Raw genomic sequence first — 13967 nt, forward strand, 5'->3', positions numbered from 1 at the left:
AGGGCTAGGAGACCCAGATGACGTTGACCCATTCGCAGGAGCGGGTTCCCGCTACCGAGCGCATAGCCGTGCGATGCGTCGATTCGGATGTCCACCCGGCGCCCAAGCGCGGCGAGCTGGTGCCGTACATCCCCGAGCCCTGGCGCAGCAAGTACTTCCTCACCCGCACCGTGGGTGAGCAGATCTACTACGACGCCCCCGACTACGCCCACTCCTACGCGATGCGCGTGGACGCCTTCCCTCCCAACGGTGAATTCCCCTGCAGCGACCCGGACATGGCGTTCCGCCAGCTGATCATGGAGGCCGGCTCCGACATCGCGATCCTGGAGCCCGCCGCCTACCCGGCGCGGCTGCCCGAAGCGCAGCACGCGATGTCGGCCGCGCTGAACGACTGGCAGGCCAATCACTGGCTGGACAGCCACAACAACTGGCACGAGCGGTGGCGCGGTTCGATTTGCTGCGCCATCGAGGAGCCCGAAGAGTCCGCGCGCGAGATCGAGAAGTGGGCCGGACACCCGTTCATGGCGCAGATCCTGATCAAGGCCGAGCCGCGGCCGTCCTGGGGCCACCCGAAGTACGACCCGATCTGGGCAGCCGCCACCAAGCACGACATCACCGTGAGTTGCCACCTGTCGCGCAGCCAGTTCGACGAATTGCCGATCCCGCCGGTCGGATTCCCCAGCTACAACCACGATTTCATGGTGACCTACTCGCTGCTGGCCGCTAACCAGGTGATGAGCCTGATCTTCGACGGCGTCTTCGACCGGTTCCCGAAGCTGCGGGTCGTCTTCGTCGAGCACGCGTTCACCTGGATCCTGCCGCTGATGTGGCGGATGGACGCGATCTACGAGGCGCGCAAGTCGTGGGTGGACATCAAGCGTAAGCCGTCGGAGTACGTCAAGGACCACATCAAGTTCACCACCCAGCCGCTGGACTACCCGGAAGACAAGACCGAGCTGACCCGTGCGCTGGAATGGATGGAGTGCGAGAAGATCCTGCTGTTCTCGTCGGACTACCCGCACTGGACGTTCGATGACCCGCGCTGGTTGGTCAAGCATCTGCCCAAGCACGCCCGCGACGCGATCATGTACAAGAACGGCATCGCGACCTATCACCTGCCGGAGACTGTTCCGGTGCTCGAGGGTCAGGTCCGGGTGCTCTGAATTGTCAGAAGAAACGAAACGGCCTGAGCCACGCCTCGCCCAGGGCCGCGAGCACGTCGTCGCCACCGTAGACGAGATTCCGCCGGGCAAGCACAAGCTGGTACCGATCGGGCGTCACGGTGTCGGTGTCTACAACGTCAACGGCACCTTCTACGCGATCGCGAATTACTGCCCGCACGAAGGCGGTCCGCTGTGTTCGGGACGTGCCCGGGGACGCACGATCGTCGACGAATCCGTGCCGGGCGACGCCGTGATGGTGCGCGACCTGGAGTTCATCTACTGCCCGTGGCACCAATGGGGTTTCGAGCTGGCGACCGGCACCACCGCGGTCAAGCCGGAGTGGAGTATTCGCACCTACCCGGTGCGGGTCGTCGGCAACGACGTTCTGGTTCAGGCCTAACTACAGGAGAATCGCGTGCCATCAATTGAGATCAACGGGGGAAATGTCGTCTACGAAATCCTCGGTGACTCAGGCGATCTCATTGCTCTGACCCCCGGCGGGCGGTTCAGTAAGGAAATCGAAGGTCTGCGTCCACTCGCGGATGCACTCGCCGCGGGCGGTTACCGGGTGCTGCTGTGGGACCGGCCCAACTGTGGGGCGTCCGATGTGCAGTTCTACGGCCAGAGCGAGTCGCACATGCGCGCCGAGACCCTGCACAAACTGGTGACCGGACTGGGTTTCGAACGCTGCATTCTTGCCGGAGGATCCGGCGGGGCAAGGGATTCCATGCTGACCACGATGCTCTATCCGGAGATGGTCACCAAGCTCGTGGTGTGGAACATCGTCGGCGGCATCTACGGCTCGTTCGTGCTCGGCTCCTTCTACATCATCCCCAGCATCCTCGCGGTGCGCGGCACCGGCATGGATGGCGTGATCAACGTGACCGAGTGGAAAGAGCGCATAGCGCAGAACCCGGCCAACAAGCAACGGTTCCTCGACTTCGACTCCGACGAATTCCTCAAGCTGATGCTGCGCTGGCTCAACGCGTTCGTCTCCAAGCCGGGGCAGACCATTCCCGGTGTCGAGGACGAAATGTTCGACCGGATAAAGGTTCCCACGCTGATCATCCGTGGCGGCGAGAACGACATGGATCACCCCAAGCGGACGTCGCTGGAAGTCAGCTGCCTGATCAAGGGATCGACGCTCATCGACCCGCCGTGGCCCGAGGACGCCTGGGAGCGTGCGTCCGAGGACCGCGCGGCGGGCCGGGTGAAGCACTTCAACATGTTCGACACCTGGGTGCAGGCAGCACCCCCGATCCTCGAATTTCTGGCCTCGTAATGGCGTCACACGGTACGAATGTGGACCTCGCAGTTGAGCGACGCTTCCAGCGCCGTATGGACCCGGCTTTCCGGAATCCGTTCGAGATCCGCCTCGCGCACCGTGACGTAGACGATGTCGAATCCCTCGTCGCCGGGCGTGCGCACGATGTCACCGGTGAGCCCGAACCCGGACAGTACGCCGCGGGCGTCGTCATCGGTTCCGCGGCTGACAAAGGTGACCACACCCGGGACGGGCTTATTGCTGAAAACTTTGGCGCACAACCCGATTGCGGCCTCTTTGGCCATGTCGCCGTTTTCGGCCGCGATGAGCAATTCGACTTCACGGCGACTTTCGGGCATGGCCGCGAGGTCGTTCTCGACCACGCCGGCACCGGCGTGACCCACGAGCTCCTGGAGCGCTGCCATGCCGTCACGTAATTGGGCCGGCGTCAGCTCACCTTCCGGGTCGACGTTGACACGCACCACCGCAGTTCGCATGGGCGCAAGCCTAACTAAGACGATGGCAGGCCAGCTTTGAACACCACCCAGTCCACCACGATCACTACCGCAACGTTTCCCGGCTGCACACCTCGGCTGCTGAGCGCGCAAGCCGGTCGGGAAGACCTGGCTGCATACCGACAGCTCGGCGGCTACCGTCCGCTCGCCGACGCCCAGGCATTGCTCGGTGAAATCGAAGCCAGCGGACTTGTCGGCCGCGGCGGTGCCGCCTTCCCGCTGGCGGTCAAGTTGCGCACAGTGCGCGACAACGGCCTTCTGATCACCGCTGCGCCCGTCGTCATCGCGAATGGCGAAGAGGGAGAACCGGCTTCGGTCAAGGACCGCTGGCTGCTGCGCAGCCGCCCGCATCTGGTGCTGGACGGACTGCGACTGGCCGCGGCGGTGGTGGCCGCGGACCGTGCCTACGTGTACGTGTCCGACCCCGAGTCGGCCCACAGCGTCGAAACCGCGCTCGGCGAGCTTGATTCCGGCGCCCTCGGTGTCACGGTCCACGTGTTGACCGTCCAGCCCGGATACGTGGCCGGCGAGGAGACCGCCGCGGTTCGGGTGATCAACGGGGGTCTGGCCAAGCCGACCGACAAGCCGCCACGCCCATTCGAAGCGGGCGTCGATGAGCTGCCCACGCTGGTCAGCAATGTTGAGACGCTGGCCAATCTGCCTTACGTACAGGGCAACGGATCGGCGGCGTTCCGCTCGCAGGGCACGTCGCTGTCGACCGGCACGTTCTTGGCCACGATCACCGGCGCCGGCAAGCCGCCGGTGCTGTACGAGCTGCCCCATGGTCTGGCGTTCACCGAACTGCTTGCCCTGCATGGGATTTCCCCCGAGAACGTGCGGGGTGCGCTGATGGGTGGATACTTCGCGGGTCTGCTCAACCGTGCGGTGCTGGAGACCACGCTGGACCACGAGACGATGCGGCGCCTGGGCAGCGGCCTGGGCTGCGGCGCGGTCTCGGTGATCACCGATGATTGCCCCGTCGCGGTCGCGGCCGCCGTGCTGGCCTATTTCGACCGCGAGAATGCCGGCCAATGCGGTTCCTGCTTCAACGGGACGGCGGCGATGGCGGCCGCCGCCGGGGCGCTGCGCGACGGCGCCGCAACCAAAGAGGACGTCGACCGGTTGCGCCGCTGGTCGGTGCTGCTGCGCGGGCGCGGCGCCTGCGCCACACTTGATGCCGCCACCAATGTGGCCGCGAGCCTGCTCGACCAGTTCCCCGCCGAGGTCGCCGCGCATCTCGACAAAACCTGTCCGGATTGCGCCGGCGGCGCATTCCGCGCCGAACGTCCCTACGAGGCGCAAGCTCTGAGGCAAGCATGAAAATCCGTCTGGACCGCACCATTTGCGACGGGTTCGGAGTTTGCGCCAAGTACGCGCCCGGATATTTCTCACTGGACGACTGGGGTTATGCATCGCTGATCGGTGACGGCACCGTGGCCGAAGCGGATCGCGACGCCGTGATGCGCGCACTGATGGATTGCCCGGTGCATGCCATCACCGAGATCGGTGAACGCATCTTTCCCGCCGCCTCGCTACCGCTCACCGAGGCAGACGATCCGGCCGAGCATCTCAAAACCGACGAGAACGAAGCCGAATGGGGCTTCACCCGTTGAACCTTCCCGGCTCTGACTCGTAGCCGTCCAGGTAACTCGCCTTCGACGCCGTCGGCTGCGAAGAGGACGGAATAAACTGAGGCCAGCCGAGGCCAGGACACTCCAAAGAGGAGGACCGTCATGGGGTGGTTTATTCGTCGCCTGACCGCCGTCATTGCGATCGTTTTCGGGGCAATGGCGACGGCGGTGATCGCGACGCCGGGAATCAGCTGGGCGCAGTGCGATTCGAACATGTCGTGGAATCAGGCGACCTTCGAGTGCAAACCGCCGCCGCCGGTGCCCGCGTGGTACGTGGCCCCGCCGGCGTATGCGCCGTCGTTCGCCGGGCTTGACGTGCCGCCCCCACCGCCACGGCCGTGGTGGTCACCGAACGATCCGATGTGGAGCGTCGGCTTTCACCAATGGGGTGCCTATTTCAACGGCGTCTGGGTCCCGTACTGACGCCGGCGGTCGTCGTCCCAATCCTTGACGCCTTCTGGATCACGCCCGCTTGGCAGTGATAACGTAATTCTCCGATTCGTATAACGGGCCTACCACGTTGAACCCACGGGCCGTTCGACTCGCGGAGGTGACGTGTCAGCAGCACCGGGACGCCCATTGCCCCAGGTCACGCCGGAGAACGAGTTTTTCTGGACCTCGGGCGCCGACGGCAAGCTACGGCTGCAGCAATGTCAGGCCTGCCAATCCCTGATCCACCCGCCGGCGCCGGTGTGCCGTTATTGCCGGTCGCTGGATATCGGAGTGCGCACGGTTTCCGGCAAGGCGACGCTGGCCGGCTTCACCATCAACGAGCGGTTCAGCTTGCCCGGGCTGGTGGCGCCGTATGTGATCGCGCAGGTTGCGATCGCCGAAGACCCGCGGGTGCGATTGACGACCAACATCGTGGATTGCGAGCCCGATCAGCTCGAGCTCGGCCAACAGGTCGAGGTCGTCTTCGAGCAGGTCGAGAACGTGTGGTTTCCGCTGTTTCGGCCCAGCCCGGATGCCGAGCCCGCTGCGCTGCCGGTCGACGAGATCCCACCGGAACGCTTCGGCGAATACGTGCGCCCGATGCTCACCACCGACAAGTTCGAAGACAAGGTGGCCCTGACCGGGATCGGCATGTCACCTATCGGCCGGCGGCTGATGCAACCGCCGCTGGCGCTGACGGTGCAGGCGTGCGAGGCCGCGATCGCCGACGCCGGCCTGACCTACGCCGACATCGACGGCCTGTCCACCTACCCCGGCGCGATCAATGTCGGCGGATTCGGGGAGGGCGGCACCACCGCTCTCGAGGGGGCGCTGGGTATTCGGCCGACGTGGCACAACGGCGCGATGGAGACGTTCGGCCCAGGCGGCTCGGTAATCGCGGCGATGCTCGCGGTTGCCTGCGGGCTGGCGCGTCACGTGCTCTGCTTCCGGACGCTATGGGAAGCCACCAACGGCGAGCTGATGAAGCAGGGCAAGATCGCCCCGGCCGGTGCTTCAGCGGGCCGAATGCCGGGCTGGCAGATGCCATTTGGTGCCACCTCCGCGGCACACACGTTGGCGATGAACGCGCAGCGGCACTTTCATCGATACGGCACCACCAAAGAAACGCTGGGCTGGATCGCGCTGAACCAGCGGGCGAACGCCGAACTCAACCCGACGGCCATCTACCGAACCCCGATGACCATGGATGACTATCTCAACGCGCGGCCCATCACGACGCCGTTCGGCCTGTACGACTGCGACGTACCGTGCGACGGCGCGATCGCGGTGATCGTCTCCGCCATCGACGTGGCCCGCGATATGGCCCAGCCCCCGGTCCTGGTCGAGGCGGTCGGAACGCAGATCGTCGAGCGACTCGACTGGGACCAGAGCACGCTGACCCACGAGCCGCAGGTGCTCGGCCAGTCCGCGCATGTGTGGACGCGCACCACGCTGCGGCCCGCCGACGTCGACGTCGCCGAGCTGTACGACGGCTTTTCGTTCAACTGCCTGTCGTGGATCGAGGCGCTGGGCTTCTGCGGAATCGGTGAGGCCAAGGAGTTTTTGGACGGCGGCAAGAACATCGCCCGCGACGGCCAGCTGCCGCTCAATACGCACGGCGGCCAACTATCGCACGGCCGCACCCACGGCATGGGCTTGCTGCACGAGGCCATCACCCAATTGCGGGGCACGGCGGGCGACCGTCAGGTCGCCGATGCCCGGGTCGGGGTGGTCAGCAGCGGCGGCCTCACCCCCAGCGGCGTGCTTCTGCTGCGGATCCCGGAATGAGGCGAGCATGAGCACTGCCGCGCCGACTCCGCGACCCCGGCTGGTGATCGTCGACGGGGTACCGATGTCGGCGGTGGTTTGCGAAGCCGCTGACCCCAAGGCCGTGATCGTGGCCATCCACGGCGGCGGCACCACCGCGGTCTATTTCGACTGCCCCGGCCATCCGTCGTATTCGTTCCTACGCACCGGCGCGGCAGCGGGATTCACCGTGGTGGCGCTCGACCGGCCCGGCTACGGCAGTTCGGCGCCCTACCCCGAGGCGATGGCCGAGGGCGACCAGCGCGTCAACCTGGCATACGGCGCGGTCGAACGCATCATCGGCGAACGACCAAGCGGCGCAGGTCTGTTCGTGATGGGCCATTCGGGCGGCTGCGAGCTGACGATGCGGATGGCCGCCGACGAACGCGGCGCCGAGCTGCTCGGCATCGAATTGGCCGGCACCGGCCGGCACTATCACCCGGCAGCCAAAGAAATACTCAAAACAGCGACCCGCGAACGCCGCCCGCCGGGCATGCGCGACCTGCTGTGGAGCCCGCAGGAGATGTATCCGACCGAGGTGCTCGGCGGAGCGACGGTATCCCCCTCGGCTCCCTCCTACGAGGACCAGATGGTGTCGGACTGGGCCCGTCAAACCTTCCCAACGCTAGCCCCCGCCGTGCGGGTGCCGGTGCACTTCAGTATCGCCGAGCACGAAAAGGTATGGCAGACTGACGATTCGGCGGTGCAGGAGATAGTCTCGATGTTCACCGGCGTGCCGCGTTTCGCTCTGCACCGGCAACCTGACGCCGGGCACAACATCAGCCTCGGCCACTCCGCCCCGGAATACCACGCAAAGGTTCTGGGGTTCGTCGACGAGTGCTTGGCCGTGCGTCCAACCGACGAAGAGGCCGTCGGATGAGAGTTGGATTCATCGGATTAGGCAGCCAGGGTGGCCCCATGGCCCGGCGGATCGTCGAGGGCGGATTCGCGACCACGCTGTGGGCGCGCCGGCCCGCATCGGTCGAGCAGTTCGCCGACACCCCGGCGGAAATCGCGTCCTCACCCGCTGAGCTCGCCGCCGTCAGCGATCTGGTCTGCCTCTGTGTGGTCGGCGAGGCCGACATCGAGGAAATCGCCACCGGCGACCAGGGGCTGCTCGCGGGCCTGCAGCCGGACAGTGTGATCGCGGTGCACAGCACCGTGCACCCCAACACCTGCAAATCGCTGGCGAAAAAGGTTGCCAGTAGCGGTGTTTCGGTGCTCGACGCCCCAGTCAGCGGCGGCGGTCCGGCCGCCGCGCAGGGACGCTTGATGGTGATGGTCGGCGGCGAAACCGGCGTCGTCGAGCGCTGCCGTCCCGTCTTCGAAACCTATGGCGATCCCGTCGTCCACCTCGGCGAACTGGGCACCGGCCAAACCACCAAGCTGCTCAACAACCTGTTGTTCACCGCGCACCTGGGAACCGCGGCCACCGCCCTTTCGCTGGCGCAGTCCCTCGGCGTCGCACCGGAGCGGCTCGTCGAAGTCGTCTCACGCGGCAGCGGAAACAGCTTCGCGCTCAATGTCATCGGCGGAACAGGTGGCCTGGACCGGCTGGCCGGTGTGGCGGGCACGTTGCTGCAGAAGGACGTGCGGCTGATCGTCGACCTCGCCGAGGCGGCCGCCGCTCGCGGGGGTGCCGTCCTCGACGCGGCCGACGCCGCGCTGGCAATGATGGGTAATGCCCGATGAAGGCGCAGTGAAAGTCGGGTTCGTCGGGGCCGGGCGGATGGGCCGTCCGATGGTGGCGCGCCTCGCCGCGGCCGGCCACAACGTCGCGGTCGTGGTGCGCGACGCGACGGATGACGCCCGGCGTCACGACCTCGAGCAGCTGGGCGTAGCCGTGGTGAACGCGGCGGCCGACGCCGCCTCGCGGGCCGACGTAGTGGTGCTCTGCGTGTTCACCGACGAGCAGGTGCGACAGGTCTGCCTGGGCGGCCCACTGCTGTCGGCCATGCCGACGGGTTCGACGCTGGTGGTGCACACCACCACCCGCCCCGAGACGATCGAGGCCATCGCGGCCCAGGCGGGCCATGTGGACGTCGTCGACGCCGCCGTCAGCGGCGGCCCGCACGATATCGCGGCGGGCACCCTCACGCTGTTCGTCGGCGGTCCGGATGCCACCGTGGCCCGACTGCAAACGGTATTGGGCTGCTACGGCGACCCGGTACTGCACGTCGGCCCACGCGGCGCCGGTCAGACGGTGAAGCTGGTCAACAATGCACTGTTCGCCGGCCACCTCGGGCTGCTTGCCGAGTCAATCCGGCTGGGCGAGCGCCTCGGCGTTGCGGAACCGACCCTGCTGGGCGCGTTGGCGCACGGCAGCGCCACCAGCCGGGTACTGGACATCGTGGCCGCAACGGGCTCGATCGCGGGGTTCATCGAGGTGGCCGGGGAATTCATCGGAAAAGACGTCGCGGCCGTGCGCGCCATCGCCGCGGACCTCGGTGCCCTCGACGACGTCATCGAAGTCCTCAATGTCGGCGGAAAGGTTTGACATATCGGCACTTCGGTTCTTCCCGGTTCGCGACGAAAGCGCTACCGTTAGCGTTACAGTCAGGCATTCAACCGTAACGGTTCCAGCCCGCCCTAACCCTCGCCGCTGAGGAGCATGTCAGTGACAAAGCCGAAAGTTCTCTTTGATCCGTACTCCGACGACTTTTACAACAATCCGTTCGAGATCTATGCGCGGATGCGTGAAGACGCGCCGTTGTACTACGACGAGAAAGAGGACTTCTACGCGCTGACCCGCCACGAAGACGTGTCGGCGGCTTTCAAGGACTTCGAGACGTACTCCTCGGCACGCGGGTGCGACCTGGCGATGGTGCGCCGGGGTGTCTCGCCTGAGCAGCGGTCGATCATCTTCATGGACCCGCCGGACCACCGCCACATGCGCAGCCTGCTCAACAAGGCGTTCACGCCTCGGGCCGTTCAATCGCAGCGCGAAACGATCATCGAGGTGATCGACAAGTACCTGGACGCCTGCGATCCGGAGAACTTCGACGTGGTGCAGGACTTCTCCGGGCCGTTCCCGGTGGAGGTCATCACCCGGATGGCCGGTGTGCCAGAGGAATACCGCCAGCAGGTGCGGCACTGGATCGACACCAGCCTGCATCACGAACCCGGACAGATCGAGATCAGCGAGGCCGGAATGCAGGCCAACATCGAGACCGCGATGTATTACTACGGTCTGATTCAACAGCGGCGTGCGGACCCGCAGGACGACATGATCAGCAGGTTGATCGCGGCCGAGATCCCCACCGAAGACGGTCAGCCCCGCAAACTCGACGACATCGAGATCTGCGGTTTCGCAACCCTTCTGGGCGGTGCCGGCGCCGAGACCGTCACCAAACTGATGGGCAACGCGGCGGTCATCTTCGCCCGGCACCCCGACCAGTGGCAGAAGCTACAGGACGACCGCGAGAAGATCCCGGGGGCCGTCGAAGAGTTGTTGCGCTACGAGGGGCCGGTGCAGTACAACGTCCGCTACACCCTCAAAGAGGCACACGTCAGCGGCGGCGTAATTCCCCCCTTCAAGCCGGTATTCCTATGCGGCGCAGCGGCTAACCGCGACAGCGATGCGTTCACCGACGCCGACACGTTCGACATCGAGCGCGACCAGACCGAGGCGCAACATCTCGGCCTGGGATACGGCATTCACAGCTGCCTCGGTGCCGCTCTCGCCCGCTTGGAAAGCAGGATCGCACTGGAGCGACTGCTGGACTTCATGCCTCGCTACGAGGTGGACTGGTCGAGGTGCAAGCGGGTAACCATGCAAAACGTGGCGGGTTGGAAGAGCGTGCCCGTCAAAGTGCTTCGATGAGGGGGCCACGATGACGAGGAAGATTGAGGTCGATTGGGGACTCTGCGAGAGCAACGGTGTCTGCATGGGCATCAACCCCGACATCTTCGAGCTCGGTGATGACGACATGCTGACCGTTCACACCGAAGAAGTCACCCCGGAGAACGAGGCCGACGTGCGTGAGGCCGTCCGTCAATGCCCTCGGCAGGCAATCGCGATCGTCGGAGAATAGCGGTCAGAATCCGGACAAGATGACCGCGTTGCAGTCGGCGGCCGCCTGGCGCAGTTTGGCCGCCTTCTGGTAGCCCTCGGATTCGTACCAGGCGCGGGCGGCATCGACGGATTCGAACTCCAGCAAGACAGTCTGATCGCCGTGCCAGTTGCCCTCAATGACTTCCGGCGCGGTATCCACCGCGAGAATGGTGGCCCCGCTCATCGCCGAGCCGGCAGCCTTGCCGTAAGCCTTCATGCCCTCTGGGTCCCTGATGGCCTCGGTGAGGATGACGTAGCCTTTTGGCCCGTTAGGCACTGTGGTCTCCTTATCCGCCGGTCTATTTCGTTACTTCTCGCTGATCGCCTGTTCTGGACAGCACTCGATGGCTTCCTGGGTGGCGGCTTCCAATTCCGTTGGGACATCGGAATCTATCGCCTCTGCGTAACCGTCGTCGGTCAGGCTGAACACATCCGGACAGAGCGTGAGACACATACCGTGGCCGCGACAGCGTTGGTCGTCTACCCAGACTTTCATGCCAGCGTGAACTCCAAATGCAATTCGGTCAGGCCACGCAGAATGTACGTCGGAACATATTGGTAGCGGCGGTCATTCGCCAGCCCGTGCATCTGCTCGTTGATCCTGATGTCGGTCGTGCGATCCAGCAGCCGCTCGATCGCGACACGGGTTTCGGCTCGCGCCAACGGCGCACCCGGGCAGCTGTGGATGCCGCGCCCGAACGAGATGTGCTGGCGGGCGTTCTTGCGGGCGGGATCGAACGTGGTGGGGTCTTCGAACCGGCGCGGGTCGCGGTTGGCCGCCGCCTGCACGATCATCACGGTGGTGCCGGTCGGCAGGTCGACGCCGCCGACATTGACGGGCCGCCGGTTCATCCGGAAATCGCCCTTGACCGGGCTCTCGTGGCGAAGCGACTCCTCGATGAAGTTGGGCAGCAGGCTGCGGTCCTTGCGCAACTGCGCCTGGATGTCGGGGCGCTCGCCCAGCGTCTGCAACGCCGCGCCCAGCAGCCGAACCGTGGTCTCCTGGCCTGCGGAGAAGACGTTGGCCGCAACGCGCGCGACGTCTTCGACCTCCGGTGTCGAACCGTCGGGGAAGGTTGCCGTCGCCAGGCCGGTCAGCACGTCGTCGCGGGGGTTCTGCCGTCGGTCGCGGACATAGTCGGAGAACAGGCCGTACAGGAATTCCAGCGGGCTGTGTGACAGCGATTCCTTGCCGGTGCCGCCGATCCCGCCGCCCGCGTGTTCGGCGATGCCCTTGACGAACTTGTCGCGATCTTCCATCGGCACGCCCAGCAAGTCGGCGATTACCAGCAGGGTGAACGGGCCGGCGAAGCCCTTGATCCATTCGCCGTACCCGGGTGCCAGGAAGTCGTCGAGGGCCTGGTCGGCGAGCGCCCACATCGCGTCCTCGTTCTCCTTGAGGCGCTTGGGGGTGATCAGCCGCATCAGCAGCGAGCGGTGATTGGTGTGGGTGGGCGGGTCGAGGGTGGGCAGCTGGTCGCTGAACGGCAGCTCGTCGCGATGCTGTTCGATCAGGTCGGTGATGTCACTGTCTTCCAAACCCGCGAGGCTCACCGGGAAGCCGGGAAACGGCCCGGTCACCGAAATGCACGAGGACCAGGTGTCCGCGTCGTTCAGCACGGCGCAGGCCTCGTCCCAGCCGGTCACCATCGTGACCCCGTGGTGCTCTTCGCGGGCCACCGGGCACTGCTCACGCAGCGACTCGTAGTAGGGGTATGGGTCCGCGATGAGCTCTTTGCCTCGGAAGAAGTCCATCTTGGAGAAGTCGTTCGTCATCTTGCTCCGTTCGAATCTCAGCAATGAGAATGAGCCTCTCAGAGATGAGTATTAGATTTCCACACGGCGTGATCGTCGTCAACGACGGGTGCCGCTAAGCGGTAATGACGCTCCGAATCAGCGCTGGGTCGGGACCTAGCCGGCCGGGACCAGATCGGCGGCTACCGACGGACAGGCCAGCAGCCCGCTGCGGAAGTTCTCGGTGTGACCGATCGAGTATTCGGGCATCGCCGCGGCGGCCAGCGCCTTGGCCTTGAACTTCTGGGCGGCCACGCTCAGCCGGTGTTGCACCAGGCCGACGCTGCCATCGAGCTCCGCGGGCCAGGTGTCACCCCACAGCGTGACCTCGGTGACGCCGTGATCGAGGGCCCGCAAAACGCCCTGGCGCACCCGCGAGTCGCAACCCACCAGATCGGCCGCGGCCGCCAGCGCCTGCGGACGGGGACGGTCGTCGACCGACTCCAGCGCGCGGTCGAGGTCGAGGGGGCGGGCCCCGATGATCTGCAGCGGCCGAAGATCGGAGTGGTCGGCCAGGTCGGTGAGCAGGACGGTGACGTCCCATCCGGCCATCGACCGGTCGAACAGCCACCCCCCGGCGAACCGCACCACGTCGAGGACGCTGGAGGCGACGACGTCGAGTCGGTACCGCATGTCGTGCTCAGTGGCCTTGTCGGTGGCTTTTCCTAAGGCGCGAAGTCCCGCGCGAGCGTCTCGGCGTACTGCTTGAACACCTCGGTCAGCGGTATCGAAGGATCGAGCAACCATGTGGTTTCCATTCCGTGCACGAAGGCGAGTATCTCCACTGCCTTGATGGTGGGGTCGATGTCGGCGCGGTACCGGCCGTCGGCCTGACCGGTGCGGATGAGATCGGCGACGATGTCGACGGCTTGCCGGTGCCGGTCGAGCATCCGGTCGTGTAACGGGGCGTCGGGTTGGATGTTCTCGACCAACAGCACCGTGAACGTGCCGACCAATTCGGGCGCGCGGTGGAATCGATCGGCGACGGCGGAGATCTGGGCCATCAGGTCGCCGGCGCGGTCGGCGTGCGAATCGTCGTCCTGATCGCGGGCGTCCAGGACCGCGTGCAGCAGCTGTTCCTTGGACTCGAAGTGATGCAGCAGCCCCGCGGGGGTGACGCCGGCCTCGCCGGCGATCTGGGCCAGCGTGGTGTTTCGCCAGCCGTTGCGAATCAGCAGGCTCTGGGCGACCGCGAGGATCCGCTGCTTACGGTCCTCGCCTTTGGCGAGAAGCGTGTCGTAACGCCGTGCGTCTGGCACCGGGCTCCTTTGACCGATCGGCGGCTCAACCAACCTTCTGAACACACAG

General features: G+C 65.7%; 18 protein-coding genes. 12 read left to right on the top strand and 6 right to left on the bottom strand.

The genetic code is table 11. The annotated features are described in order from the left end of the window. The first annotated feature begins 17 nt into the window (after positions 1 to 17). From AC5Y5O_RS13010 to AC5Y5O_RS13020, 3 genes are read left to right on the top strand one after another with little or no spacing between them, the layout of a single operon-like run. Positions 18 to 1163 carry an amidohydrolase family protein gene (locus tag AC5Y5O_RS13010; RefSeq protein ID WP_096290065.1) on the top strand — a complete coding sequence of 382 codons (1146 nt, stop codon included), beginning with the start codon at positions 18 to 20 and terminating at the stop codon, positions 1161 to 1163. A gap of 1 nt (position 1164) precedes the next feature. Beyond that, the gene (locus AC5Y5O_RS13015) at positions 1165 to 1563 is read left to right on the top strand and encodes a Rieske (2Fe-2S) protein (protein WP_090606541.1); all 399 of its coding nucleotides are present in this window, start codon (positions 1165 to 1167) and stop codon (positions 1561 to 1563) included. Positions 1564 to 1578: 15 nt separating this feature from the next. Then, entirely contained in the window at positions 1579 to 2445 is an 867-nt protein-coding gene (locus AC5Y5O_RS13020; protein WP_096290066.1) for an alpha/beta fold hydrolase, read from the top strand. A 5-nt stretch (positions 2446 to 2450) separates the two neighbouring features. Here the strand turns inward: AC5Y5O_RS13020 and AC5Y5O_RS13025 are convergent, their stop codons facing one another. Continuing rightward, positions 2451 to 2924, bottom strand: coding sequence for a hypothetical protein (locus tag AC5Y5O_RS13025; RefSeq protein WP_096290067.1), 474 nt, complete (start codon positions 2922 to 2924; stop codon positions 2451 to 2453). 36 nt (positions 2925 to 2960) lie between these two features. Between AC5Y5O_RS13025 and AC5Y5O_RS13030 the strand changes: the two genes are divergently transcribed. The 9 genes from AC5Y5O_RS13030 (at position 2961) to AC5Y5O_RS13070 (ending at position 10845) form a co-directional block, all read left to right on the top strand. Then, positions 2961 to 4262, top strand: coding sequence for an NADH-ubiquinone oxidoreductase-F iron-sulfur binding region domain-containing protein (locus tag AC5Y5O_RS13030; protein WP_096290068.1), 1302 nt, complete (start codon positions 2961 to 2963; stop codon positions 4260 to 4262). Further along, a complete protein-coding gene (locus AC5Y5O_RS13035) occupies positions 4259 to 4555 on the top strand; it encodes a ferredoxin (protein WP_096290069.1) in 297 nt (98 codons plus the stop codon). Before AC5Y5O_RS13030 ends, AC5Y5O_RS13035 begins: the two co-directional genes overlap by 4 nt. Before the next feature lie 120 nt (positions 4556 to 4675). Next, on the top strand, positions 4676 to 4996 hold the full coding sequence (locus tag AC5Y5O_RS13040) for a hypothetical protein (RefSeq protein WP_096290070.1): 321 nt from the start codon (positions 4676 to 4678) through the stop codon (positions 4994 to 4996). A 132-nt stretch (positions 4997 to 5128) separates the two neighbouring features. Beyond that, positions 5129 to 6793 carry a thiolase C-terminal domain-containing protein gene (locus tag AC5Y5O_RS13045; RefSeq protein ID WP_500025553.1) on the top strand — a complete coding sequence of 555 codons (1665 nt, stop codon included), beginning with the start codon at positions 5129 to 5131 and terminating at the stop codon, positions 6791 to 6793. 7 nt (positions 6794 to 6800) lie between these two features. Further along, complete coding sequence (locus AC5Y5O_RS13050) at positions 6801 to 7691, top strand: alpha/beta hydrolase (RefSeq protein WP_096290072.1); 891 nt, start codon at positions 6801 to 6803, stop codon at positions 7689 to 7691. Beyond that, entirely contained in the window at positions 7688 to 8503 is an 816-nt protein-coding gene (locus AC5Y5O_RS13055) for an NAD(P)-dependent oxidoreductase (protein WP_096290073.1), read from the top strand. Before AC5Y5O_RS13050 ends, AC5Y5O_RS13055 begins: the two co-directional genes overlap by 4 nt. After that, a complete protein-coding gene (locus tag AC5Y5O_RS13060) occupies positions 8493 to 9308 on the top strand; it encodes an NAD(P)-dependent oxidoreductase (RefSeq protein ID WP_096290074.1) in 816 nt (271 codons plus the stop codon). The genes AC5Y5O_RS13055 and AC5Y5O_RS13060 overlap by 11 nt, the downstream gene beginning before the upstream one ends. A 120-nt stretch (positions 9309 to 9428) precedes the next feature. Continuing rightward, complete coding sequence (locus AC5Y5O_RS13065; RefSeq protein ID WP_096290075.1) at positions 9429 to 10634, top strand: cytochrome P450; 1206 nt, start codon at positions 9429 to 9431, stop codon at positions 10632 to 10634. Positions 10635 to 10644: 10 nt separating this feature from the next. Next, positions 10645 to 10845, top strand: a complete 201-nt coding sequence (locus tag AC5Y5O_RS13070) for a ferredoxin (protein WP_090606577.1) — start codon at positions 10645 to 10647, stop codon at positions 10843 to 10845. A gap of 3 nt (positions 10846 to 10848) precedes the next feature. Here the strand turns inward: AC5Y5O_RS13070 and AC5Y5O_RS13075 are convergent, their stop codons facing one another. The 5 genes from AC5Y5O_RS13075 to AC5Y5O_RS13095 form a co-directional block, all read right to left on the bottom strand. Further along, on the bottom strand, positions 10849 to 11142 hold the full coding sequence (locus AC5Y5O_RS13075; RefSeq protein ID WP_096290076.1) for a DUF1330 domain-containing protein: 294 nt from the start codon (positions 11140 to 11142) through the stop codon (positions 10849 to 10851). A gap of 30 nt (positions 11143 to 11172) precedes the next feature. After that, on the bottom strand, positions 11173 to 11361 hold the full coding sequence (locus AC5Y5O_RS13080; RefSeq protein WP_085223765.1) for a ferredoxin: 189 nt from the start codon (positions 11359 to 11361) through the stop codon (positions 11173 to 11175). Beyond that, positions 11358 to 12641, bottom strand: coding sequence for a cytochrome P450 (locus AC5Y5O_RS13085; RefSeq protein ID WP_500025554.1), 1284 nt, complete (start codon positions 12639 to 12641; stop codon positions 11358 to 11360). The genes AC5Y5O_RS13080 and AC5Y5O_RS13085 overlap by 4 nt, the downstream gene beginning before the upstream one ends. A gap of 135 nt (positions 12642 to 12776) precedes the next feature. Then, a complete protein-coding gene (locus tag AC5Y5O_RS13090) occupies positions 12777 to 13292 on the bottom strand; it encodes a hypothetical protein (RefSeq protein ID WP_500025555.1) in 516 nt (171 codons plus the stop codon). Between the two features lie 32 nt (positions 13293 to 13324). Beyond that, positions 13325 to 13918, bottom strand: coding sequence for a TetR/AcrR family transcriptional regulator (locus AC5Y5O_RS13095; protein ID WP_096290078.1), 594 nt, complete (start codon positions 13916 to 13918; stop codon positions 13325 to 13327). Between the last annotated feature and the right edge of the window lie 49 nt (positions 13919 to 13967).

The sequence above is a fragment of the Mycobacterium sp. NGS40 genome (assembly GCF_059812735.1).

Excerpts from the sequence above, each read along its gene's own strand:
- AC5Y5O_RS13060 (WP_096290074.1), top strand. The coding sequence starts at position 8,493 with ATGCCCGATGAAGGCGCAGTGAAAGTCGGGTTCGTCGGGGCCGGGCGG.
- AC5Y5O_RS13025 (WP_096290067.1), bottom strand. The coding sequence starts at position 2,924 with ATGCGAACTGCGGTGGTGCGTGTCAACGTCGACCCGGAAGGTGAGCTG.
- AC5Y5O_RS13090 (WP_500025555.1), bottom strand. The coding sequence starts at position 13,292 with ATGCGGTACCGACTCGACGTCGTCGCCTCCAGCGTCCTCGACGTGGTG.
- AC5Y5O_RS13035 (WP_096290069.1), top strand. The coding sequence starts at position 4,259 with ATGAAAATCCGTCTGGACCGCACCATTTGCGACGGGTTCGGAGTTTGC.
- AC5Y5O_RS13010 (WP_096290065.1), top strand. The coding sequence starts at position 18 with ATGACGTTGACCCATTCGCAGGAGCGGGTTCCCGCTACCGAGCGCATA.
- AC5Y5O_RS13080 (WP_085223765.1), bottom strand. The coding sequence starts at position 11,361 with ATGAAAGTCTGGGTAGACGACCAACGCTGTCGCGGCCACGGTATGTGT.
- AC5Y5O_RS13055 (WP_096290073.1), top strand. The coding sequence starts at position 7,688 with ATGAGAGTTGGATTCATCGGATTAGGCAGCCAGGGTGGCCCCATGGCC.
- AC5Y5O_RS13070 (WP_090606577.1), top strand. The coding sequence starts at position 10,645 with ATGACGAGGAAGATTGAGGTCGATTGGGGACTCTGCGAGAGCAACGGT.
- AC5Y5O_RS13040 (WP_096290070.1), top strand. The coding sequence starts at position 4,676 with ATGGGGTGGTTTATTCGTCGCCTGACCGCCGTCATTGCGATCGTTTTC.
- AC5Y5O_RS13050 (WP_096290072.1), top strand. The coding sequence starts at position 6,801 with ATGAGCACTGCCGCGCCGACTCCGCGACCCCGGCTGGTGATCGTCGAC.
- AC5Y5O_RS13085 (WP_500025554.1), bottom strand. The coding sequence starts at position 12,641 with ATGACGAACGACTTCTCCAAGATGGACTTCTTCCGAGGCAAAGAGCTC.